This is a genomic window from Rugosimonospora acidiphila (assembly GCF_039543385.1).
GTDB lineage: Bacteria > Actinomycetota > Actinomycetes > Mycobacteriales > Micromonosporaceae > Rugosimonospora > Rugosimonospora acidiphila.
This window is the reverse complement of the sequence record NZ_BAABJQ010000019.1, coordinates 153,739-175,722: the sequence shown is the minus strand read 5'-3', so window position 1 is coordinate 175,722 and position 21,984 is coordinate 153,739. Positions and strand designations below refer to the sequence as shown.

The following is a 21,984-nucleotide window of genomic DNA, read 5'->3' as shown; positions in this document are numbered from 1 at the left end:
GTGAATCTGAAGATGATGGCGGGGTTCTACGGTCAGCCGACCCGGCAACTGACGCGTGGACGGGCACCGGTGTTGCCGTTGAACATCGTGGTGAAGCCGAACGAGTTCCCGTTGCCGTTGGGACGAGCCGTCATCACGTTCCCACTGCTGTCCCAGCTCGCGGAGATGTTCCAGGTCGAACTGATCTTCTGGGGCGCAGTGATGGTGACGGTGACGATCCAGTTACTGGAGCCGGTGACGTTCACGGCGGTGTTGTACCGGTCGCCCCACACCGTGCCCGCGACCATGCTCGCGGTACAGCCGGTCGGCGGCGCGGAGGTGGGTGGGGTGGTGGTAGGCGGGGCGGAGGTCGGCGGGGCGGAGGTGGGCGGTGCGGTGGTGGGCGGGTTGCTCACCGGGGTACCGGTGCCCAATGCGGAGAGCACCGCGCTGTAGGCGGCCTTCTTGTTGCCGCTGCCGTCGAAGAGCAGCGGGCTCTCCCCGCTACGCCAAGAGTCGCTGTCGCGGATGCCCCACACGGTGATGCCGGCGCAGCGAGCCACGCGCATGCACGCGGTCACGGTGTTGGTGTACGCGGCCGAGGGCGCTTGCGCGATGTCCAGCTCGGTGAGCTGTACGTCCACTCCCAGGGCGGCGAAGTTGGACAGGGTGGTCTGGAAGCTGGCCGGTGGACCGCCGGAGCCGAAGTGGCTCTGGAAACCGACACAGTCGATGGGTACGCCCCGGGCCTTGAAGTCGCGGACCATGGAGTAGACACCCTGGGTCTTGGCGTCGGTCCAGTTCTCGATGTTGTAGTCGTTGTAGCACAGCTTGGCGGCCGGGTCGGCGGCGCGGGCGGTGCGGAACGCCTCCTCGATAAAACCGTTGCCCAGCACGTTCTGGAACACCGAACTGCGGTGCTGGCTGCTGCCGTCGGCGAATGCCTCGTTCACCACGTCCCAGGCGTAGATCTTTCCCTTGAAGTGGCTTATCTCGGTGGTGATGTGGTTGTCCATCACGCTGCGCAGCGTGTTCGCGTCGGTGATGCTGCTCACCCAGCCGGGCAGTTGGTTGTGCCAGACTGTGGTGTGGCCACGCATCTGCTGCCCGTGGGCCAGGGCGTGGTTGACGATCTGGTCGGCCGGGCCGAAGTTGAACGCGCCGCGGGACGGTTCGATGGTGTCCCACTTCATCTCGTTCTCCGGGGTGATCATGTTGAATTCCCGGTCGAGGATCGTCGAGTAGGTCGAGTCACCGAGCTTGCCCGACGCTACCGCGGTGCCGAAGTACCGCCCGGACGCGGCGGCCTGCGCGCCCAGGGTGCTGGCGGCCTGCGCCGCGCCGGGCGCCAGCAGCGCCACGCCGGACGCGGCGAGCACCGCGGCGGCGGCCGCCAGGCTGAGCGCCAGGCGTCGACTCCGCCCCGGTCTGGTTCGATGGTTCATGGTTCTCCTCCAGGGTCAGGCGATGTTGCAGGACGAGCCGTTGAGGTGACGGCGATAGGTGCTATGTCGGCTGTAGTCGGCCGGGCTGCCGCTGGCGGGTGCGGGCGAATCGTCACCGCTCACATCAGCGCCTGCGGGCAGCGCCGGCGTTCTGCGGTCAGCCGACCTGGCAACTGACGCGTGGCCGCGCGCTGGTATTGCCGTTGAACATCGTGGTGAAGCCGAACGAGTTTCCGTTGCCATTGGGCCGGGCGGTCATCACGTTGCCGCTGCTGTCCCAGCTGGCCGAGGTATTCCAGGTCGAACTGATCTTCTGGGGTGGGGTAATGGTCACCGTGACGACCCAGTTACTGGAACCGGTCACGTTCACGGCAGTGTTGTACCGGTCGCCCCACACCGTGCCCGCAACCATGCTCGCGGTACAGCTGGGCGGCGGTGCGGTGGTGGGCGGCGTAGTGGTCGGTGGTGCCGAGGTCGGTAGGTTGCTCGGTGATGGTGATGGTGATGGTGATGGTGATGGGCTGGCGCTGGGTGATGGGCTCGTGTCGGGTCCGCCGGTGATGCGGTAGGTGACCTGCGACCGGGCGGGAATGGTGGCGTTGAAGGTCCCGCTGGACAGCGGCACGGTCGGCTGGGCGGTCATGTTGTTGGCGTCGTTGGTGAGGTAGGGCGCGACCGTGCCGCTGGAAAGTCCGGCGTTGCTGAGCGTGTAGCTGGTCGAGATGGCGGTGGTCGCGGTGTTGAGGACCACGATCACCACAGACCCGTCGCTGTTGCGGTAGGCGCTGGCCTTCAGGTTGGCGTCCCCGCTGTTGGCGGCGATGCGTACCGCGCCGGGGCGGATGTAGCGGCTGTAGCCGGCCAGGGCGTAGTACCGCTTCGACGGGGTCAGCGTCGAGCCACTCAGTCCGATCAGCGAGCTGTCGTGGCTGGTGTTGCTGATTCCCCACCAGTACAGGAACGCGTTGAGGTTGGCGCCGGTCATACCGGCGTAGATGCGCTGCGCCCAGGTGATGCCGGAGGCCTCGTTGGTGCTGTCCCACGCGGTGGTCCAGGTGGCGCCGTTGACCGACCACTCGGACTGCCACAGGTGCCGGCTACCGGTGCCCAGCGGTGTCGCGGGCGCGCCACCGTAGCCGTGGCTGGTGAACAGTCCGGTGCCCGCGTTGGCAGCCGAGTTACCGGAGATCGCGCTGAGGTAGCTGGGCAGCAGGTTGAACCCGACGGTGTCGCAGCACGCGACCTCGGTGGACAGCCCGGAGGCGCTCATGGTCGGGCCGAGCACCGACAGGAAGCTGGCGGCCTGTGCCGGGTTGACCAACATGCTTGAGTAGGTGGTCGTCAAGGACGGCTCGTTGACGAACCCGACGGCGGTCGGCGTGATCCCGGCCGATGCCCAGTACCGGGTGTGCTGGACCAGGTAGTTGGCGTAGGCCTGCCGCCAGTCGCCGCTGCCGCACGACGCGCCCGGGGTACCGCACAGCGAGCCGCCGTTGGCATCGCTGCCGTTGGTCTTCATGAAGCCCGGCGCGCTCCACGCGTCGTTGTAGAACGTCGTGAGGCCGTAGCCGTTCTTCGCCTGCTTGGCCAGCCACAGCTGCCCCTGATCCTGGGCGTCCCCGCCGCTCCAGACATACGTCGGCGTCGCCGACGGGCCGGCCGGGGCGTGGGGTTCGATGCTGTTGGCGTCGGCGGGGATGAGACTGCGCAGGATGCTGAACCCGGCGCCGTTGGTCGGGCTGAACAGCAGGTCCAGCGCCTGTTGCCGGGCAGTGGTGCCGAGGTTGCGGATCGAGTCGGCCTGACCGAAAGCCTCGGAGACACCGAAGCCGTCGATCGTCTGGTACGTGGTGGCGCCGTTGACCGACACCGTCGACGCGGCGCTCGCGGGCAGCTGGCCGACCGCGATGACCGCGCCGATTCCGACGAGCCCCGCCCCTGCGGCGGCGGCGATGGACCGGATACGACGTGCGGTTCGAGGCATACGAGCCTCCAGATCCTCTCCCCCGCCGGGCTCTCGGCCCGACGGCTGTGGTCACCGATGGGATACCTGGGTATTCGGCGCCTCTGGCAATCGGCGCCATCGCGGATGGTTCCGGGATTCGCGGCCCGCGCCCGTCTCCCGTGGTCGGGCGGCGCGGTCCGCTACGCGGCGCCGGCTCTCAAGAGTCGCCGCCGGGAGCTCCGGGCGCCGCCGTCGGTGAAAGCCGGTCGGCGGCCATGCATACGTCACGGACTGATGCGGGTGGTGTCGTCGTTGATGGGCGCCGCCGGCGTGTGCGGGTGGATTCTGCCCGCACACGCCAGAAGGGTCGATGTTGTGGTCAGCCGACCCGGCAGCTCACCCGTGGACGGGCACCCGTGTTGCCGTTGAACATCGTGGTGAAGCCGAACGAGTTCCCGTTGCCGTTGGGACGAGCCGTCATCACGTTCCCACTGCTGTCCCAGCTCGCGGAGATGTTCCAGGTCGAACTGATCTTCTGAGGCGCAGTGATGGTGACCGTGACGACCCAGTTACTGGAGCCGGTCACATTCACGGCGGTGTTGTACCGGTCACCCCACACCGTCCCCGCGACCATGCTCGCAGTGCAGCTAGCCGGCGGGGCAGAGGTGGGCGGGGCGGAGGTCGGCGGGGCGGAGGTCGGCGGGGCGGAGGTGGGCGGGGCGGAGGTCGGCGGGGCGGAGGTCGGCGGGGCGGAGGTCGGCGGGGCGGAGGTCGGCGGGGCAGAGGTCGGGGTGCCGCCGGTGAGGGTCGGGGTCGTCCAGTCCCGCCAGTCGGCCAGGTTGCCGGACTTCAGGCTGGACACCCTGATCACGCCGGCCGCGTTGCCCGTCCTCAGCAGGAACTTCTGGAGGTTCTGCTGCAGCGGGGTCTTCCACTCGGGCCGGACCGCGCAGTGCGTACCGTCCTGGATGTCGGACCAGTAACTGATGTTGTCACCCGCACCCAGCGCCTTGTAGACCTCGGCTCCGCCCAGGGCGGCAACGCTGCCGGACTTGGCGGCCAGCCAGTCGATGTGGGGGTTCTCCATCATGAACAGTCCCCGCGGCGCCACCATGGCCACCATCTCGTGCGTGTCCACCGGCAGCGTGTTCGGGTTGCCCGTGAAGGAGCTGAACGCATCCCCCAGCCACGGCTGCTCGGAGTAGGCACTGCTCAGAGGCTGCGAGCCCGATTCCCCAGGAATCCCACGGAAGATGGGAGCCCCACCGCTGCCCGACTCTATCGGCATGGTCAAGGCGATGCGCTCGTCGAAGGCGCCGGTGACGAATGCGCCCTTGCCGTACCGCGAGCAGCCCGTGACACCCAACGCGTCGGCCTTGAGGATGCTGCCGCCCGACTGCTGGATGACGTCGATGATCCGGCTGACCCCCCAGGCCCAGGCCATCAGCAGACCCGTGCTGCTGGACGAGCCGTAGAGGGTGTAAAACGCACCCTGCTTGTTGGTGCGGGGCGTACCCTCAGCCCCGACCGAAAGGGGGTTGTAGTTGATGACGGCGACCCCGGCGCCCTGGATGGTCGACGTGTCCGCGCCCAGGCCCGCGAACACCACGACGGCGGGGAAGGGCCCGGTTCCGCTGGGCAGGCTGACGCTCGCCGAGAAGCTGGCGCTCCTGCCGTTGTCCGACACGTTCACCGTGATGCCGGTCCTCGACACGGTCCCCGTGACACTCGCCGGCTTCGCGGGCTTGGTGCCGTAGACGTACTTCTCCGCCAGTTGCTCGATCTCTTCCCGCCGGCAGGTCCACTCGGACTGGGTGCTGATGCGCGTGCCGTCCAACTTCTTGAAGGGGTCGGGAAGCTTGGCGTTGGAGGTCAACGAGCCGGGCAGCGACACCGGACAGCTGGCGCCCTCATCTTCGACACCGATCGGGGCCGGCGCGGCGGCCTCGGCGGTAGTGGTTCTCGCTACTACTGTTGCCGCTCCAGCGACCGTGAGCGCCGCTATCGCCAGCGCGATGACTCTCCAACGGATCTTTGAGCGGGCCAGGCTGATCCTCATGAGGACTCTCCTTCAGGGTGGGGTGAGGGAGGCCAGCGCCGTGATCGAAGATCACGGATGACTGAATACGTCCAAGAGTCGAGCACGTTACCAACGCGCGTCAATATGTTTCCGGAAGTTTTCGCATCATTTTCGAGGGTCATCACGCAGCCGCCAGGAAGCGCGTCTACCGCCAGTCAACCGACTTCTCCCGCCGCACCACCTGGGCCCGGCCCAGGTGGCAGCGCCTAGACGCATGACATCTGCGCCGAGTGACCGACGCTAGTTATCGGGGAGTTTCCGGTAACTAGGTCTCTGGCTATTCATCCAAGGCAGCGGTGAGCAACTGTCGTAGGCCTCACCAACCTCAACAGGTACCTCGACGGGCCGAACGCCGCGACGCCGGCTGCGCGGCGACCAGACCGCGGCAGCGAGCAGGGAAAGGGGCCGCGATGGCCAACGCAGCCCTCGTTGTTCGTTACACGGGTCGTCCCTTCCGATCCAGGGTGGAGTCGACCGGGAGACGCGCAGCGTCCCAGGGCCGGATCTTTACGCGTGGCGCCGAGCGGAGATCAGCCCGGAGTTCGGCCACGCCGGTACGGGGAGGCGTTGCCCCGCCTCCCTTGACCTGCCGTGCGATCGACGCCTACGCGGCGCCGGCTCCCTGGAGCCTGATGACGACCAATCAATGAAACGTTCCGTAGTATGAGACGGATCGTTTCCGGCCGCAAGCCCCGTGGGAGGAGCAGCCCGATGCGGGGCGGCGGCGTTACAGGCAATCCGGATACTCTGTTCGGGTGACGGCGGAGGCTCCTGGCGTGGTGCGCCGCGGACGCCGGCGCGGCGAGTTGACGGTGGCCACGATCGCTCGACTCGCGGGCGTTTCGCCTCCCACCGTGTCGAGAGTTCTCAATGGGAGGTCCGGCGTCGCCCTGGACACCCGGCGGCGCATCGAGGAGCTACTACGCGAGCACGGCTACCGCCGGCCGACCATGGTCGGCCCCTCATCCGGCGTCGAGGTGGTCTTCTACAGACTGCAGAGCCACCTGGCCATAGAAATCATCCGCGGTGTACAGGAGGTCGTCGGCCACCACGACCTGGGCGTCGGCTTCACCGAGGTACTGGTCGACACCTCGAAGGACCGGTCCTGGGCGGAGCACCTGCTGGCCCGCCGCCCGGTCGGCGTCATCGCCACGCACTCGTACTTCACCCCCGAACAGCACGCCCAACTCGCCGCCAGCGCGATCCCGCTCGTCGCCGTGGACCCGAGCGGGCAGCCCCACCAGGCGGTGCCGACGGTCGCCGCGGCGAACTGGAGTGGCGCGGTCGGCGCCACCCGACACCTGCTCGACCTCGGTCACCGGCGCATCGGCATAATCAGCGGACCCAGTGGCAGCCTGCTCGCACGGGAACGGTTGGAGGCCTGCCGGGCCACGATGGAGACCGCCGGGCTGCCGGTCGATGCGTCGCTGATCCGCGCCGGCCGGTTCTTCGTCGAGGACGGCCTCGCCCTCGGCCGCGAGCTGCTGAGCCTGCCCCACCGGCCCACGGCCGTGCTGTGCGGCAACGACCTGCAGGCACTCGGCGTCTACGAGGCCGCCCGCCAGGCCGGCGTGCGCATCCCCCAGGACCTCAGCGTGATCGGCTTCGATGACATCGAAAACACCAAGTGGTGCGGTCCGCCGATGACCACCGTGCACCAGCCGTTTCGCGAGATGGGCGCCGCGGCCGCGAACCTGCTGCTCACGCTCGCCGCCGGACATACGCCGCCCCAGACCCGGATCGAACTGCCCACCACGCTCGTGGTCCGCGAGAGCACCGCTCCCCCGCGCCCGTAATCCGCCGATTGGCACCTTCACGCGCCGTGATCCGCCCGGGTAGGGCCGATTCGCCCGCCTGCGTGAGATTGCTGAAACGATCCCTTGAATTTCCGGAAACGTTTTGACACTCTAGTCATCGACCGATGTGGCTGTTAGCGCTCACACCCGCCCTCTTGCGCAATGTCCTTCGAGGAGTGGCCATGGAGATGGGACGTCGTCGGCTCGGACTGGTCGCTGTGGTCGCAGTGGCGGTGGCGGCCGTCGGCGTGGTGATCGCGCCCGCCGCCCAGGCCTCGACCGGATGCCGGGTCGACTACACGGTGACCAACCAGTGGCCGGGTGGCTTCGGCGCCAACGTGAACATCACCAACCTCGGTGACCCAGTCAACGGTTGGCGGTTGACCTGGTCGTTCACCGCCGGACAGACGATCACCCAACTGTGGAGCGGTGCGGTTGCCCAGTCCGGCGCCGCAGTGACGGTGACCAACGCCAGCTACAACGGCTCGTTGGGTACCGGGGCTGGCACGTCTTTCGGCTTCAACGGGGCATGGACCGGGGCCAACCCGACCCCGACGAGCTTCGCGCTCAACGGGGTGACGTGCACCGGCAGCGCGTCTGGTGGGGGTACGGGCGCCTCACCGCCGCCGTCCTCGCAACCGCCATCCTCCCCGCCCCCGTCATCAGCACCACCGTCGTCGGCGCCGCCGTCCTCGCCACCCGCAGGAGGCTCGATGCCGAGCACCTTCCGATGGAGTTCCAGCAGCGCACTGATCGCGCCAAGGTCGGACTCCACCCACACCATCGCCGGCATCAAAGACCCCTCGGTGGTCTACTACAACGGCAAGTACCACGTGTTCGCCAGCGCCGCCAACGCCTCCGGATACAGCCTGGTGTACCTCAGCTTCACCGACTGGTCACAGGCCGGCTCGGCCACCCAGTACTACCTGGACCGCAGCGGGATCGGCACCGGGTACCGGGCCGCGCCGCAGGTGTTCTACTACGCGCCGCAGAACCTGTGGTACCTGGTCTACCAGACGGGCAACGCCTCCTACTCCACCAACAGCGACATCAGCAACCCGAACGGGTGGAGCGCGCCGCGAAACTTCTACCCGTCGATGCCGAGCATCATCTCCCAGAACATCGGCAGCGGTTACTGGGTCGACATGTGGGTGATCTGCGACAGCGCCAACTGCTACCTGTTCTCCTCCGACGACAACGGACACCTGTACCGGTCGCAGACCACCCTGGCGCAGTTCCCCAACGGCTTCACCAACACCGTCATCGCCGCGTCCGATGCCAACCGCAACAACCTGTTCGAGGCCAGCAACGTCTACAAGGTCGCCGGAGCCAATCAGTACCTACTGATCGTGGAGGCGATCGGGTCGGATGGGCGCAGATACTTCCGATCCTGGACCTCGCCCACCATCAACGGCTCCTGGACGCAACTGGCGGCCACCGAGAGCAACCCGTTCGCCCGGGCCAACAACGTCACGTTCAACGGCACCGCCTGGACCAGAGACATCAGCCACGGCGAGATGCTCCGCGCCGGATACGACCAGACCCTGACCATCAGCCCCTGCCACATCCAGTACCTCTACCAGGGCCTGGACCCGAACGCGGGCGGCAGCTACAACACTCTGCCCTGGCGGCTCGGCCTGCTCACCCAGACCAACTCAACCTGCTGACGGGAGGTAAATCCGATGGGCACGCGTGCCAGACGGCTCGGCGTGGGGCATCCGAAATCAATGCCCGAACGTGACCTGGCAGTTTCACGATCGGGTCCGCCGTCGCCCAGACCGGATCGACTACTCGCGTCGGCGGTGGCCACCGGTCGTGGTCGCCACCATCACGCCGGGTCTCCAGCGATCTCGGTGCCGCGGCCTCACCCGCGCCCATGCTTGCGCTCCCCCACATCGCGCCTCGCCAGTCAACCCGAGGGGATTGGTACACCAGGATGACGAACCAACCCGTGCAGGCACATCAGCGCTCGACCGTACGACGGCTTGGCCTGTCCCGGCTCTTGGTAGGAGCTACGAGCTTGCTCCTCGTCGGATCGGCGCTCGTGTTCGGCCGCACCGCCGGCGCGGCCACGACGCTCGACGCGGCGGCCGCCAGCAGCTGCACCGCGTCGATAACACCCGGCACCGTCTGGGGCGACCGGTACAACACCTCGGTCACCGTCACCGGGGACAGCGACTGGACCGTGACCATCGCCATCACCGCACCGCAAAAGGTCTCCACCACCTGGAGCGGCACCTTCAGCTGGAGCAACAGCGGGTACACGATGACCGTGCGGCCCAACGGCAGCGGCAACACCTTCGGCTTCACCACCATGAACAACGGCAACTCCAGCGCCCGGCCCCAGATCACCTCCTGCACCGGCGCCGGTAGCAGCACCCCGACGACATCGCCGACGACGCCCCCGACCACTACGCCCCCGACCACAGCGCCGCCGACCACGCCGCCGCCGACCGGCACGTGCACACTTCCGTCGACGTACCGCTGGACATCGACGGGCTCGCTGGCCACCCCGAAGTCGGGCTGGGTCGCGCTCAAGGACTTCACCACCGTCCCTTACAACGGCCAGAATCTCGTCTACGCGACGACCCACGACACGGGATCGACCTGGGGCTCGATGAACTTCGGCCTCTTCACCAACTGGTCCGACATGGCCTCGGCCAGCCAGAACGCCATGTCCTCCGCCACCGTCGCGCCGACGCTGCTCTACTTCGCCCCGAAGAACATCTGGGTGCTCAGCTACCAATGGGGTCCGACCGCCTTCTCTTACCGGACATCGAGCAACCCCACCAACGCGAATGGCTGGTCATCGGCGCAGACGCTCTTCACCGGAAGCATCACCGGCTCCAGCACGGGCCCCATCGACCAGACCCTGATAGGTGACGGCACGAACATGTATCTGTTCTTCGCCGGCGACAACGGCAAGATCTACCGGGCCAGCATGCCCATCGCAAACTTCCCGGGCAGTTTCGGCGCCACCGCGACGACCGTCATGAGCGACACACAGAACAGTCTGTTCGAAGCACCTGAGGTCTACAAGGTTCAGGGCCAGAACCAGTACCTGATGATCGTGGAGGCGATCGGGGCGAATGGTCGCTACTTCCGCTCGTTCACGGCCACTAGTCTGAGCGGTTCGTGGACACCACAGGCCGCAACCGAAAGCAACCCCTTCGCCGGCAAGGCCAACAGCGGCGCCACCTGGACCAACGACATCAGCCACGGCGAGCTGATTCGCACCACCGCCGACCAGACCATGACCGTCGATCCCTGCAATCTCAAGCTGCTCTACCAGGGACGTTCCACCAGCTCCGGCGGCAACTACGGCCTCCTGCCCTACCGGCCGGGCCTGCTGACACTGCAGCGCTGATGGCGTGACGCCGGCCCCAGCCCTTGGGGCCGGCGTCACCTGGCGCGGGGAGCAACAGCTCGACGGGGGTGGCGGCGGCTCGGCCTGGGATCATCCCCGCCTGCACGGGGAGCACCGACCACGGGCGTGACCTCCTACCCAATAGCCAGGATCACCCCACGGGCAGGGCCATCCCCGCGTAGATCGCGGACCTGGGCTTTTCCGTATGCCACGCGTCCGCCGCAGGCGAAGCGCCCAAAGAACTCACGCACCACCGCGGGGCTACGGGCGGACGGTGCCGGACATGTTGCTGACGCGCCCCAGCGTGTCGAAGTCGATGCGCAGCGTGGAGCCGTCGGCATGCTGCGCGGTCACCGAGGTGGGCGCCGGGTCCAGTCGCATCGACTGCTGGTGCAGGAACGACTCCACGACGATGCGGTGGTCCACCGGGAAGCTCGCAATGACCTGGCCCAGGACGCTGAGCGCGCGCTCCGGCCGGACCGGCGCGGTGATCTGCGGCGGGGCGTCGTCGAGGTGGAAGAAGACCGCACCGCCGTCGTACGGGCCCCGGTAGTAGCACCGGCCGGTCAGGCCCGAGGCCAACAGGGCGAGACGGTGACCGTCGGCGCGCGCAAGCGCAAACGCGGGCTCGGTGAGCTCGGCAACTCCCTGACGGTGACCGTACTCGCGCAGCCAGCCGCACAGCTGCAGCAGCGCGGGCGGCAGGCCGCTTGCCTCGTTGGCCCACGCCCACAGCCAGCTGCCGTCGTCGTGGCTCTCCGTACCGAGGAGCTGGACGCGGTAGCGCAAGTCGTCACCGAATGTCACGGTGCCGCTGGTCAGGTCGAGTTGCCAGTCACGCTCGCCGATCACCTCGCTCAGCGCCATCTGGCGGGCTACTCCGGTGGCGACATGCTCGGCAAAGAGTCGATCAAACGTCAGCATCGTCGCAGTGTGCCAGGCCGCAGGGACACCTGCCGACGCACACGGTGCGTCTCCGACCTGCCTGCGCACGCGCCCACGTCGGCGGCACCGGGGTAGACGCCCGCAAGCGCGCTCGTGTGATTGCTGTTCGGAGCTGATGTAGCCGTGCCGGGCGCGCCCCGCTGGCGGCCCGGGTTCGGTCCGCTCGGCTCGCCGGGTCGACGGTGTGCGGCGCAGACTCGCGACGCTAGGGGGCGCCGCGGGCAGCCTCATCGGATGTTCGCCGTCGAGGAGCACAGCTGGCCGGGCCGCGAGCGGGCCGCCCCTCTGCTATGCCGCATGCCGATCAACAATCGGTTGAAGGGCAGATCCCTCCCGCGTCAGTGCCAGTGCCGTCCTGTGCGGCACGTGCGACGCGTGTGATCATCGAAGTGAAGGCCGCCGCCTCCAACGCATCAAGCGGCGCCAGGAGCCGGCGCTGTTCCTCGCGTACTCGGCCGCTGTACTCGGTCAAGGCGGCGCTTCCAGAGTCGGTGATCAGCACCTGCCGGACCCGCCGATCGGATGGATCCGGGCGACGTTCCACCAGGCCGGCGGCCTCGAGCTCGTCGAGCAGGTAGGTCATCGCTGTGCGGTCAAAGTCCAGCTGGTTGGCAAGTGCCAGTTGCGAGGGCCGCCGGCCCAGCGATAGCGCTGCCAGCACGAGGTACCCGCGGGGGCCGCCCGGCAGGTCGCGCACCGAATCTGCGACCCGGTCGTAGAAGACGCGCTTCACTACGGCAAGGCCCCACCCGAGCTGTGCCCCTGCCGCATAGCTCGGCTGGCCATCTCCTTCGCACGCCTTGCCCCGCGTCGTGGTGTCGCCGGCGGGATCCATGCGGCAACCCTACGTCGCCATGAGGGCGGCCGATCATCAGGGAGACGTGCTGTCAGTCACATCATCACAGGTCAGATAATCTTGTTCCAAGACGATCTGTCGAGTTGAATAGTTCCCGGCGAACCGCTGCCCTATCGCTGAGGAGTCCCGATGACCACTGAACTGATCTCGCGCCTACTCCAGTCCGACACCGCCGTCGGCTCGTGGACGCTCGACCCCGCTCGCACAACGGTCCGCATCTCCCACAAGACCCTCTGGGGCATGGCGACCGTGAAGGGCGCCTTCGCCGACGTGCGTGGCGCCGGTGAACTCGGAAGTGATCACTCCGTCACCGGCACCATCACCGTTGGTGCCGCATCGATCGACACCAAGAACGCCACGCGCGACACCCACCTGCGCAGTGCCCGGTTCCTGGACGTCGAGAGGTACCCCGACATTGTCGTGACCGTGAAGTCCGCGCGGACCACCGGCGAGGCGATCGAATTGAGCGGCGAACTGACGATCAAAGGCGTGCGGGAACCGGTCACGCTGATCGTCGAGATCACGGCGTTGGCCAGGACCACCCTCGCTGCGCATGTCACCGGGAGGGTTGACCGCCACCGCTTCGGCGTCTCCGGCAACCAGCTGGGCATGATCATCGGCCCAGCCACCATCGACGTCGACGCAGTGTTCACCCGAGCCTGACCTGCGCCCCATCAATTCCAGTGCCTTTCAGGCACCGGTAACAGCCAGGTCGTTCCGTGGTCGTGGCTGCGCACCCGGGCTCGGCCAGCTGACCTGGGCGACAGCGCAACAGCTGAAGGCCAGCCCTTCAGCCTCGTACTCGAGGTGTCCCTGGACGCCGGGGTCGCAGTCGCGCGCCCTCCACTTTCACACGTTCATCAAGTGCAACCGGCGCCAGACGTTCAGGACGTAGGCCAGGTTGACCAGATCGGTATGCAACATTCTGCGCGAGGTACCTGTGTTGGGAAAGGGCAAGGATGATGGACGACGCGATCGGTAGGGTACGAGCAGAGCCGTCGACGATCGCAGCGAAAAGCGAATGGACGCTCGGCGGAGACCTGCGCGTCAACCGGATCGGGTACGGGGCCATGAAGCTCACAGGCTGGCCGATGGGCAAACGACCCGACAAAGACACCGCCCTCGCGATCCTGCGCCGAACCGTGGAACTCGGCATCAATCACATTGACACTTCTAACTACTATGCCAGCGGAGGCATGGCCGCGAACGAGCTGATTCGCACTGCCTTGTATCCGTACCCCGACGATCTGGTGATCGTGACAAAGGTCAGTGCACTGATCGAGGGTCACGACATCCTCCTACCCGCCCACGCGCAACGTGGCCTCACGCCCGAAGGCCTGCGCCGCGGCGTTGAGGCAAACCTGCGCTCCCTCGGCATAGATCGGCTAGACGTGGTGAACCTGCGACTGGGCGACGGCGGACACATGCCAGTCGAAGCCGCGCTGGAAACCCTCATGGCCCTTCGCGCAGAAGGCCTCATCCGGCATCTGGGTATCTCAAACGTCACCGCGACTCAATTTGCCCGAGCGCGCACTGTCGCCGATGTCGTGTGTGTACAGAACCTGTACAACATCGAAGCACGCGCCGACGACCCGCTCGTCGATGCCTGTGCCCGAGCCGGCATCGCCTACGTCCCGTTCCTCCCCCTCGGCGGCGGATACCAGCCGCTCACCGGTAGGCACCTGATAACCGTGGCCGGCCGGCGCGGCGCCACCGTGTCCCAAGTAGCGTTGGCCTGGCTGCTGGCCCGGTCACCCAACATCCTGCTCAATCCCGGCACCAGTTCCCTGGCACATCTTGAACAGAACCTCGCGGCCGGCCACCTGCAGCTGACCGACGACGATCTCGCGGAACTCGAAGCATGACTCACGGCGCACGGTGAACTCGACAGCCGCGTCGCCAGCGCGCTCCTGCGCGGAGCCGGATACCTCCCGTGCGGCGAGGCGATCCGGCGCCTAGGGCGATCATCGCCGGACGCCAACGCGACCGGGCCGACTCTGCCAATCCCCCACCCGCGCGGTCAGCGGGCGGCGGGTGCCGGGCAGTCGTCGGGGTTCGTCGATCCGGTGCGCCGAGCAGGAGCTGGCGCACCGGAGGTGGCCAGGTTCGCGTCGATTGAAGGCCGCGTAGGCGGGGCTATGTCGCCGGCACCTCGCCGCGTTGGTCACCCGAGCCAGCGCCGCACCTGCCGCCGGCCCGGCCCGCCACCGCATCCCCATCACCAGCGCCCCCGGCCAGCGGCTGATCACTCAATCGGCCGAGCCGGGATCGCGCTCCGCCGAGTCCTGTCCCTGCTGCGCGCGCTGGTTGGATGAACACCGAGGACAGAATCATCGGGTCCAGCGCACACAGCAGCGACCTTGCAGGGCAGAGGGCACCTCTCGCGATGATTTTCAGAGTTGTCCGGGGCTGGCCATGCGGTAGAAGAAGGGCCCGAGCCCGGCGGAGGCGACGGCCTGGACCAGGGGAAGGTGGTCCTCCAGCATCCGGGCGCGCTCCAGGTCTCCCAGGAAGACAGGGTCGAAGCCGGCGTCGACGATCAGTTGCTCGGTGACCTGTCGGGCGTCCGGGTCGGCCACGAACAGGTTGCCCGGCCGGACCCGCTGCTCAGCGACCTGCTCATAGAGCACCGCCCAGTTGGTGTTGAAGCTCTTGGCCGTCGGCCCACCGACGATGGACTTCACCTCATGCGCCTGTGACGCGAACTGGGTGGAGCGTTGACCGTAGACGTTGGTCGCGTCGATGGCCACCTGGCCGCCGAGACCTGTCACGTTCGCCAACGCCGCCGCGATCGCCTGCCCGGGCACCGCGACCAGCACCACATCGGCCGTCGACGCGTCACCGCCGTCACGGCCCAACGTAACAACCTCGTGTCCGGCCTGCGACCAGAGCCCGGCCAGCCCGCCGCCGATTCGACCCCGACCCACCGTGACGATCTTCATCTGCGCCCCTCTCCGTCCGGCCTGTGACCATGCCCGCCCGGGCCAGGGTTCGAATCCTCTCACGAGCGGCATACGAACGCGCACCCATGATCCCGGGCGGTTACCTCCTTACCCGGCTGACCTGGTCGGCGCCCGTTGTTCCTTGATTGCGTGGCGAGCTGTGGATACTCCGATGGCCGGACCGGAAGGGCCGGTCAGGCGGACGGGTTGATGCTGATACAGATCCCGCCGTCGTCGGGGTTATTACCGGCGAAATGTTCGACGGCCTCGATCGCACGGTCCAGCGGATACGCGATCGTGCGAAGCTGCTCCAGAGGGAGGCGTCCCGACTCGATCAGCCCGATGGCTTTTGAATAGCTGCTGGATCGTCTCCCTGCCACGCCTTTGACGGTGAGGGCTTTGCGCACCACCGCCCGGCTTGTGTCATCGCTTCGTTCCTTTCGCGGTGGGGGGACGTTCACGTTCGGAGCGTGAACTTTCGTGCGTATCCGCAGACGCTGCACTGGCTCGCAACCGCGCCCGCAGCCGGCTCCGCCTCCGCACGGCCTACCTTGAGGCTGTGGGCGGCCGCCGTGATCTCGTGGCCCGACGCGCGTCTCATGCAACCGGCTCAGGCCTGCCCTGACCGGTGAAGACGTTAGAGGCCGCGGCCCTCGCCGCTGAGTGCCCACAGGTCCTCGGTGTTGATGATGTCGGCCTGGTGGGGGAAGACCTTCTCGAGCAGGACTCGGTGGACTTCGGGGTCAGGGTCGGCGATGGCGTCGGCGAGAACATAGATGCGGTAGTCCTCGTCGGCGGCGTGCCGCAGTGTCGACAGCACCACGCCACCGGTGGAGATGCCGGCCAGGATCAGGGTGTCGATGCCCTGACCGAGCAGGCTGGCGTAGAGGTCCGTGGTGCTGAACGCGCCGAAGCGGGTCTTGCGCACGACGATGTCCTCGTCGCGGACCTGAAGCGATTCATGGGTCTGAGTTTCGATGCTGTCAGCGGTCAGGGCCCCGTTGCGCCCGACGGCGGCGAAGGCCTTACTGTGAGCGGGGATCGCGGCGAAATCCTCTTCGGTGAACGCGACCCGGACGTAGCAGACCTGTACCTCCTGCGACCGGGCCCATGGCAGCGATCATGAACAGGCTCGCCGACAGCGATACCCTCCCGAACGACCGGACCAGACGACGCTAACGCCGTAGGCGACACCACGATCAGGTGATCGCTTAGGGTGAGGATCGTTTGATGCATGGTGTGTTGTCTCGGTGAGACCGCTGTCACGCCGGCCCCATTCTTGCTCGCGGTGGGTCCCACGTGCTGGGTTCTGGTGGAGTCGGCTCGTTGCCGTCGAGCTGGCGTCGGTTTCGATAGCGGCAGCCGATGCCGACCAGGCTCACGGAACTGGCCCCCGATGGTCCGGCGGATGGGATGCGGGTGTCGTTGTCGGCGGAACCGGGGGCCCGGTGCGCGCGCACCACGCCTCGCCACCGGCGCCGGGAGGGGTTCAGACTCGCGGCGCCGGTGGGCTGGTCCTGTAGTCGCGCGCCCGCGTCAGCGATGCGCTGAGCCTCGCTCTCAGGCCGCGCTCGGCGAAGCGCGCCGCATGCCTGTGGACGATCCGTCGGGCGATCTCTGCCTGGTCGATGTACCAGAGAGGTGGTGGCCGGTTCGATCCTGCAGACGGTCGCAGGAGGTGTGGGGAATCAGTAGGGAGCCCAACGGCTGCCTCGCCGTTAGTGCGGAGTTCCCAGGAAGGGGAAGTCGGAGCGGAGGTCGGTGTGGGGTCGCAGCCCGTCGTGGGGCACGGCACCGTTGGTCACCTGGGCGATTCCCAGGTTGATGACGTCGTCGGTGAGGTTGCGGCCGTTCGGGTATCCGTCGGCGCTGGAGTAGTCGTACGGCACAAGGTCGGGCAGCAGCGAGGCCGCGAGGATGGCTGCCTGGTCCCTGGAGTAGCCGCCCACGTGCTCAAAGACGCCGGTGAACTTGTCGAGGAAGAGCTCCCGATCCTTGGCCGGCTCCTGCTGGTTCCAGACCCGCTTGTCCTCGACGCTCTGGTTGAAATTGTTGTCGATCCCCGGCCGCCCCGCCCGGTCCCCCTGGACCAATCGGCCGTCATGTGGCACCAGGACCCGGGCCCACACGCCCACCTTCGGATTCGAGCCGAGCATGGTATTCGGAACCTCCAGCACGATACCGAACACGTTCTTGTCGACGAAGAAGTCCTCGCCGGTCCACTGGAAGTTGTTGCCGGCACCGACCGGGTCGGCGAAGAACGGGTCGCTGCGCAGCCCGCCGAAGAACCTGACGTCGCCGGCCGTGGTGATGTGCGGTTGCGCACCGAAGGTCACCGGAGCATCCTTAATGATCGTCTCCCCGGCGTTGAGGTCGGCCGCAGCGCGTTGACCGGTCGCCAGGTGCACGCTGGCGGTCTGCGAGTCCGCTTCTACCGGGGAGAAGCGCATCCGGAAGGCGATATCGATGACCGCATCGGCGTCGGTGTCCACGCCGAACTCGTACACCGACTCGGGGTCGACGGCGTCAGCGGTGATCGGCGAGTACGGGTTGATGTTCATCACCAGGATCGTTTTGTTGTCATCACCCGGCTTCTGGAACACGTAGAGGTCGGTGATGTGGCTGCGGGGGTCCATGCTGGTCGGGCTGATGCCCAGACCGGAGACGTGGTGCGCCATACCGATGGCTCCTTTCGAGGGGTTCACCGTTGGTGCTGGACGCTGGGCTGGCGGTGCGGGCATGTCGGCCGGGTGGAGAGGATGTCGCGGATTTTAGCGGTCCGCTGGTCGATGGCTGGTGATCCGTTGCCGGTGAGCACGCCGACGGCGGGCTCGTGGATCAGTTTCACGGCGTCGGCGCGGCCGCTGCTGACAGTGGACCCGGCGTCGTTGATGGCTTCAGCGACGTAGTAGGTCAGTCGCGTGCGTTCTCAAGGAACGTGCGGGTAGCTGAGCTCCCGCCGTCGTCGGCCGGATCGTTACCCGGGCGGACGCCCGAACGGTCCCCGGCTGACGGGCTCTCGTCACCGTGTCAGAAGTACGGCAGACCGGGCGCCTGCCCAATCCCATGCTCCGCTTCGGCGTCGCCGGTCAACACTCCGCCTCGGTTGTCGCGTCGGGGTAACGCGTTGGCCGCCATGTCGCGTTGGAGGGCCTCGATGTCGCTGGCCGCGATCGTGTCCAGCGGCCGGGTGCCCCACCCGGCGGCCATACGGCTTCAATGGGCAGAGGCAGCGGGCTGTGGTCGGTTCCGCTGCTGGGTTCGTGTCACGCGGTCGTGTTGAAGATCGGCCATCCGATCTCGGTGCGCCACAGCGACTCGTCCGGCGTGTCGAGGATGCTCACCGGGTAGTACTCGCGCAGCGGTCCGTCAACGGCCAGGGCGTGCCGGGACACGTAGGTTGCCAGGGCCGCATAGGCGCTGTCGATGTGGGTCAGCGGACCGGTGTGTTCGATGACGGCCAGCTCGATCGCGGGGATCGTCAGCGAGGCGACGCGGCCCACCCGGCGTACCTCGCCGGTACACGGGAGGAAGATCGTCGCCTGGCCGCGCTCGTCGGTGAACAGTTCGTCGGCGAACACGCCGCCGGCCGGCCCGGTGACGGTGAGCTTCTGCGCGTTGACGGTCGCCCGTAACTCGCCCAGCGCACCCTGGAACCACGGCAGCGCGTCGGCAATGTCCAGCGTTTCGGTGATGGCGGCGACCGCGGTGGCCTCGACCCGGCGGCGGTGAATCGGTGGCTGGGCTGCGGGACGCAGCAGGTTGTGCAGCGACTCGACGGCGGCCTGGGTGCGCGCCAGCCCTTCTTCAAGCCGGGCCAGATGCCTGCCGATCAGCTCGTTGCGTACCCCCACGTCCGGGGTGGCGAGCACCTTCTGGATCTCGTCGACCGGCATGTCGAGTTCACGGAACCGGCGGATGATCTGCGCGGTCGGGATCTGTTCGACCGTGTACCGGCGATAGTTGCTGTGCGCGTCGACATCGGCGGGCTCCAGCAGTCCTACCCGGTGGTAGTAACGCAGAGTCTTCACACTCAGGTGAGTGGCCCGCGAGAAGTCGCCGATCGACACGGTAGCTGGCATGACCCCAGTGTGCCGCCTCCCCCTGGGGGAGAGTCTCGTCCACGGATAGATCTTGACTGTCCCGCCGGGGGAACCACGAGCGTGATGGAAGCCGGGCCGGCACCGGCCGGCGCGACGAGAAAGGCTTGGATCATGCAACCAACTCGGCTCACCGGCGTCGTCGCGGCACACGTCGCCGCAGTCAACGCCCTGGACACCGACGCCATCATGAGCACGTTCGCCGACGACGCGTACGTCAACGACGCCCGCCGCGAGTTTGTCGGCGCCGCCGCCATCCGGCGCTGGGTCGAGCGGGAGATGGTGGGCGACCACGTCACCATCGACGTGCGCGAGGTGCTCGACCACCACGGCGACACCATCGTGCGCGGTGCCTACGACGGCACCTTCGACCGGACGAACCTGCCGAAGGAGGTCGTGCTGACCAACTACTTCAGTGTCCGGGACGACAAGATCATCAGCCTGGTCGTGGTCTTCAACCAGCCGGCGCAGTCGCGGTGACCTACCAACTGGACCCCCAACTCATCCCCGCGATGGCGGCTCTCGGGCGGGGGGACGGGCCGCCGCGCGCGCGGGGGGACTGGAAGTCGTTGCGGGCGAGCGGCGAACTGGGCCAGGCGGCGATGGCGGCGCTGGTTCCGCCGTCGTCCGGCGTCGACAGCGTGCAGCGTTTCACCGTCTCGCCTGACGGTGTCCTCATCGAACTGCGCTGGTACACCCGCGCGGAGCCGGCCCCGCAGCCCGGCGCGGCCGTCGTCTACGCACACGGTGGCGGCATGATCATGGGCACGCTGGACCTGTACGACGAGGTCGTCTCCTGGTACGTGGCCCAGACTGGAGTTCCGTTCCTGTCCGTCGGCTACCGCCGGGCACCCGACGAAGGCAGCGGCACCACGCTCGCCGAGGACGTGTACGCCGGGCTCGCCTGGCTGCTCGAGCACGCGCCCGATCTCGGCGTGAATCCGGCCCGGGTCGCGGTGATGGGTGACAGCGGCGGAGGTGCGCCGGCGGCCGGCTCGGCGATCCTGGCGCGGGACCGGGGCGTGAGCCTGGCCCGCCAGATCCTGGTGTATCCCATGCTCGACGACCGAACGCAGACACCGGACCCCTCGCGCGCCGAGTTCCTCACCTGGACGTACGACGACAACTACACGGCCTGGAAGGCCGTGCTCGGCGGCGACTTCGGCACCGACGCGGTATCGCCGGTGACGGCCCCGGCGCGGCTTGCCGACTTCACCGGGCTCGCGCCCGCCTACCTTGACGTCGGCGACCTGGACATCTTCCGGGACGAGGTCATCGCCTACGCCCAGCGCCTGACGCGGGCGTCGGTACCGGTGGAACTACACGTTCACCCCGGAGCACCTCACGGCTGGGAGCGGCTCGCACCCTGGGCGGACTCGGCCCGACGCGCGATGGCCGACCGGGCACGGGCGGTCGCCGACCTGTAACGGAGCGGACGGCCCGACGTGGGCGGCGCGTAGTAACGGTGCGGGTAGCGCTGCCGGCATCGAGAGCGCCGGCGAGGCTCCCTCTACGGGCCGGAGTCTCAATTGCCCCACACGGTCCTCGGCGGGAGTGTGGGAGTTCCACCCCGACGAGGACCTCTGCGTGGGACGGGTCAGTTCCGGTAGCGGTCGGCCGGAACCGACCGGGACAGGTTCGGGATCATCGCCTGGCGGGCCGCGTCGAACTTGTCCCAGTCAGCGATGTCCGGCAGGGATAGCAGAGTCATAGGCTCGCCCGCGTCCAGCCCCGCGAGGGCGGCGTCGACCGCGTCGTCGGCGGACATGACCCACTCCTGCGGGAACGCGGAGACCTCGATACCGGAACCGGTCCAGAAATCGGTACGGACCGCGCCGGGGAAGACCGTCTGGATACGGATGCCGGTCTCGGCGAACTCCTGCTGCAGCGCTTGGGTGAACGCCACCACGTAGCTCTTCGTACCGCTGTAGACGGCGCTGACCGGCAGCACGTTGAATGCCAGCGCGGACGACAGGTTGATGATCGTGCCCGTGCCCCGCCGGGTGAAGCCCGCGAGTACGGCGGTGGTCAGCCGGGTCAGCGAGGTCACGTTCAGCGTGATCAGGTCTTCCAGCTCGGACGGGTCGGCCTGGGCGAGCGGGCCGAAGACGGTACCGCCGGCGTTGTTGACCAGCAGCGAGATCGATTCGTCGGTGCGCAGGCGCTCTTCCACCTTCGCGAGTTGGGCGGGATCGGCGAGGTCTGCGGCCAGCACCTCGGCCGAGCGTCCGGTGCCCGCGGTGACCTTCGCCGCGACGGCCTCGAGCCGGCTCTTGTCGCGGGCGATCAGCAGCAGGTCGTAGCCGCGGCGGGCGAGCCGGTCGGCGTACACGGCGCCCATTCCGGCCGAGGCCCCGGTGACCACGGCGATGCCCTGCGTGTTCGTGTCAGACATGGAGGCAGATTTCCTTTTGGGATCGGAAGCGGTTGCTCGATGAGCACCCGTCTTACAACTTAGCTTAGATTATATCCATCATCTAAGTGATGCAAACGGAGACGCGGCAGCGGCCGACATAAGACATACCGCTA

The 21,984-nt window shown here is 67.6% G+C and carries 18 protein-coding genes and 1 pseudogene; 7 read left to right on the top strand and 12 right to left on the bottom strand.

Annotated elements, in window-relative coordinates:
- Positions 1–32: 32 nt before the first annotated feature.
- The 3 genes and pseudogenes from ABEA87_RS28000 to ABEA87_RS42730 form a co-directional block, all read right to left on the bottom strand.
- On the bottom strand, positions 33–1,424 hold the full coding sequence (locus ABEA87_RS28000; RefSeq protein WP_345634566.1) for an endo-1,4-beta-xylanase: 1,392 nt from the start codon (positions 1,422–1,424) through the stop codon (positions 33–35).
- 157 nt (positions 1,425–1,581) lie between these two features.
- Entirely contained in the window at positions 1,582–3,408 is a 1,827-nt protein-coding gene (locus ABEA87_RS27995; RefSeq protein WP_345634564.1) for a glycoside hydrolase family 30 beta sandwich domain-containing protein, read from the bottom strand.
- A gap of 973 nt (positions 3,409–4,381) precedes the next feature.
- Positions 4,382–5,428 (bottom strand): annotated as a pseudogene (locus ABEA87_RS42730) (glucuronyl esterase domain-containing protein); the annotation flags it as partial.
- Between the two features lie 776 nt (positions 5,429–6,204).
- Here ABEA87_RS42730 and ABEA87_RS27985 point away from each other — a divergent pair.
- From ABEA87_RS27985 to ABEA87_RS27975, 3 genes are all read left to right on the top strand, one after another.
- The gene (locus ABEA87_RS27985) at positions 6,205–7,245 is read left to right on the top strand and encodes a LacI family DNA-binding transcriptional regulator (protein ID WP_345634562.1); all 1,041 of its coding nucleotides are present in this window, start codon (positions 6,205–6,207) and stop codon (positions 7,243–7,245) included.
- A 182-nt stretch (positions 7,246–7,427) separates the two neighbouring features.
- The gene (locus ABEA87_RS27980; protein ID WP_345634559.1) at positions 7,428–8,912 is read left to right on the top strand and encodes a non-reducing end alpha-L-arabinofuranosidase family hydrolase; all 1,485 of its coding nucleotides are present in this window, start codon (positions 7,428–7,430) and stop codon (positions 8,910–8,912) included.
- A gap of 353 nt (positions 8,913–9,265) precedes the next feature.
- On the top strand, positions 9,266–10,612 hold the full coding sequence (locus tag ABEA87_RS27975; protein WP_425570966.1) for a non-reducing end alpha-L-arabinofuranosidase family hydrolase: 1,347 nt from the start codon (positions 9,266–9,268) through the stop codon (positions 10,610–10,612).
- A 261-nt stretch (positions 10,613–10,873) separates the two neighbouring features.
- Here the strand turns inward: ABEA87_RS27975 and ABEA87_RS27970 are convergent, their stop codons facing one another.
- Together ABEA87_RS27970 and ABEA87_RS27965 are read right to left on the bottom strand one after the other, a co-directional pair.
- A complete protein-coding gene (locus ABEA87_RS27970; RefSeq protein ID WP_345634557.1) occupies positions 10,874–11,536 on the bottom strand; it encodes a DUF6882 domain-containing protein in 663 nt (220 codons plus the stop codon).
- 325 nt (positions 11,537–11,861) lie between these two features.
- Positions 11,862–12,392, bottom strand: a complete 531-nt coding sequence (locus ABEA87_RS27965) for a MarR family winged helix-turn-helix transcriptional regulator (protein WP_345634555.1) — start codon at positions 12,390–12,392, stop codon at positions 11,862–11,864.
- Positions 12,393–12,542: 150 nt separating this feature from the next.
- On the opposite strand from ABEA87_RS27965, the gene ABEA87_RS27960 reads away from it, so the two are divergent.
- Positions 12,543–13,076, top strand: coding sequence for a YceI family protein (locus ABEA87_RS27960; protein ID WP_345634553.1), 534 nt, complete (start codon positions 12,543–12,545; stop codon positions 13,074–13,076).
- A gap of 299 nt (positions 13,077–13,375) precedes the next feature.
- The gene (locus ABEA87_RS27955) at positions 13,376–14,278 is read left to right on the top strand and encodes an oxidoreductase (protein ID WP_345634551.1); all 903 of its coding nucleotides are present in this window, start codon (positions 13,376–13,378) and stop codon (positions 14,276–14,278) included.
- A 528-nt stretch (positions 14,279–14,806) separates the two neighbouring features.
- On the opposite strand, the gene ABEA87_RS27950 is transcribed toward ABEA87_RS27955, so the two are convergent.
- The 6 genes from ABEA87_RS27950 to ABEA87_RS27925 all read right to left on the bottom strand — a co-directional run bounded on the left by ABEA87_RS27950 (position 14,807) and on the right by ABEA87_RS27925 (position 19,437).
- Positions 14,807–15,355 (bottom strand): NADPH-dependent F420 reductase, encoded by a 549-nt coding sequence (locus ABEA87_RS27950; RefSeq protein WP_345634549.1) that lies wholly within the window; start codon positions 15,353–15,355, stop codon positions 14,807–14,809.
- A gap of 194 nt (positions 15,356–15,549) precedes the next feature.
- A complete protein-coding gene (locus ABEA87_RS27945) occupies positions 15,550–15,765 on the bottom strand; it encodes a hypothetical protein (protein WP_345634547.1) in 216 nt (71 codons plus the stop codon).
- 227 nt (positions 15,766–15,992) lie between these two features.
- The gene (locus tag ABEA87_RS27940) at positions 15,993–16,472 is read right to left on the bottom strand and encodes a cysteine hydrolase family protein (protein ID WP_345634605.1); all 480 of its coding nucleotides are present in this window, start codon (positions 16,470–16,472) and stop codon (positions 15,993–15,995) included.
- A gap of 601 nt (positions 16,473–17,073) precedes the next feature.
- Positions 17,074–18,033: a DUF4331 family protein gene (locus ABEA87_RS27935; protein WP_345634545.1), complete on the bottom strand. Its 960-nt coding sequence runs from the start codon at positions 18,031–18,033 to the stop codon at positions 17,074–17,076.
- A gap of 352 nt (positions 18,034–18,385) precedes the next feature.
- The gene (locus tag ABEA87_RS27930) at positions 18,386–18,565 is read right to left on the bottom strand and encodes a hypothetical protein (protein WP_345634544.1); all 180 of its coding nucleotides are present in this window, start codon (positions 18,563–18,565) and stop codon (positions 18,386–18,388) included.
- Positions 18,566–18,621: 56 nt separating this feature from the next.
- Positions 18,622–19,437 (bottom strand): MerR family transcriptional regulator, encoded by an 816-nt coding sequence (locus ABEA87_RS27925; protein WP_345634542.1) that lies wholly within the window; start codon positions 19,435–19,437, stop codon positions 18,622–18,624.
- 132 nt (positions 19,438–19,569) lie between these two features.
- Here ABEA87_RS27925 and ABEA87_RS27920 point away from each other — a divergent pair, with 132 nt between their 5' ends.
- Positions 19,570–19,935 carry a nuclear transport factor 2 family protein gene (locus ABEA87_RS27920; protein ID WP_345634541.1) on the top strand — a complete coding sequence of 122 codons (366 nt, stop codon included), beginning with the start codon at positions 19,570–19,572 and terminating at the stop codon, positions 19,933–19,935.
- The gene (locus ABEA87_RS27915) at positions 19,932–20,882 is read left to right on the top strand and encodes an alpha/beta hydrolase (protein ID WP_345634539.1); all 951 of its coding nucleotides are present in this window, start codon (positions 19,932–19,934) and stop codon (positions 20,880–20,882) included. Before ABEA87_RS27920 ends, ABEA87_RS27915 begins: the two co-directional genes overlap by 4 nt.
- Positions 20,883–21,052: 170 nt before the next feature.
- Here ABEA87_RS27915 and ABEA87_RS27910 read toward each other — a convergent pair whose 3' ends face one another.
- Positions 21,053–21,850, bottom strand: coding sequence for an SDR family NAD(P)-dependent oxidoreductase (locus ABEA87_RS27910; RefSeq protein WP_345634538.1), 798 nt, complete (start codon positions 21,848–21,850; stop codon positions 21,053–21,055).
- Between the last annotated feature and the right edge of the window lie 134 nt (positions 21,851–21,984).

Excerpts from the sequence above, each read along its gene's own strand:
- ABEA87_RS28000 (WP_345634566.1), bottom strand. The coding sequence starts at position 1,424 with ATGAACCATCGAACCAGACCGGGGCGGAGTCGACGCCTGGCGCTCAGC.
- ABEA87_RS27995 (WP_345634564.1), bottom strand. The coding sequence starts at position 3,408 with ATGCCTCGAACCGCACGTCGTATCCGGTCCATCGCCGCCGCCGCAGGG.
- ABEA87_RS27980 (WP_345634559.1), top strand. The coding sequence starts at position 7,428 with ATGGAGATGGGACGTCGTCGGCTCGGACTGGTCGCTGTGGTCGCAGTG.
- ABEA87_RS27970 (WP_345634557.1), bottom strand. The coding sequence starts at position 11,536 with ATGCTGACGTTTGATCGACTCTTTGCCGAGCATGTCGCCACCGGAGTA.
- ABEA87_RS27965 (WP_345634555.1), bottom strand. The coding sequence starts at position 12,392 with ATGGATCCCGCCGGCGACACCACGACGCGGGGCAAGGCGTGCGAAGGA.
- ABEA87_RS27960 (WP_345634553.1), top strand. The coding sequence starts at position 12,543 with ATGACCACTGAACTGATCTCGCGCCTACTCCAGTCCGACACCGCCGTC.
- ABEA87_RS27955 (WP_345634551.1), top strand. The coding sequence starts at position 13,376 with ATGGACGACGCGATCGGTAGGGTACGAGCAGAGCCGTCGACGATCGCA.
- ABEA87_RS27950 (WP_345634549.1), bottom strand. The coding sequence starts at position 15,355 with ATGAAGATCGTCACGGTGGGTCGGGGTCGAATCGGCGGCGGGCTGGCC.
- ABEA87_RS27935 (WP_345634545.1), bottom strand. The coding sequence starts at position 18,033 with ATGGCGCACCACGTCTCCGGTCTGGGCATCAGCCCGACCAGCATGGAC.
- ABEA87_RS27930 (WP_345634544.1), bottom strand. The coding sequence starts at position 18,565 with ATGGCCGCCGGGTGGGGCACCCGGCCGCTGGACACGATCGCGGCCAGC.
- ABEA87_RS27925 (WP_345634542.1), bottom strand. The coding sequence starts at position 19,437 with ATGCCAGCTACCGTGTCGATCGGCGACTTCTCGCGGGCCACTCACCTG.
- ABEA87_RS27920 (WP_345634541.1), top strand. The coding sequence starts at position 19,570 with ATGCAACCAACTCGGCTCACCGGCGTCGTCGCGGCACACGTCGCCGCA.
- ABEA87_RS27910 (WP_345634538.1), bottom strand. The coding sequence starts at position 21,850 with ATGTCTGACACGAACACGCAGGGCATCGCCGTGGTCACCGGGGCCTCG.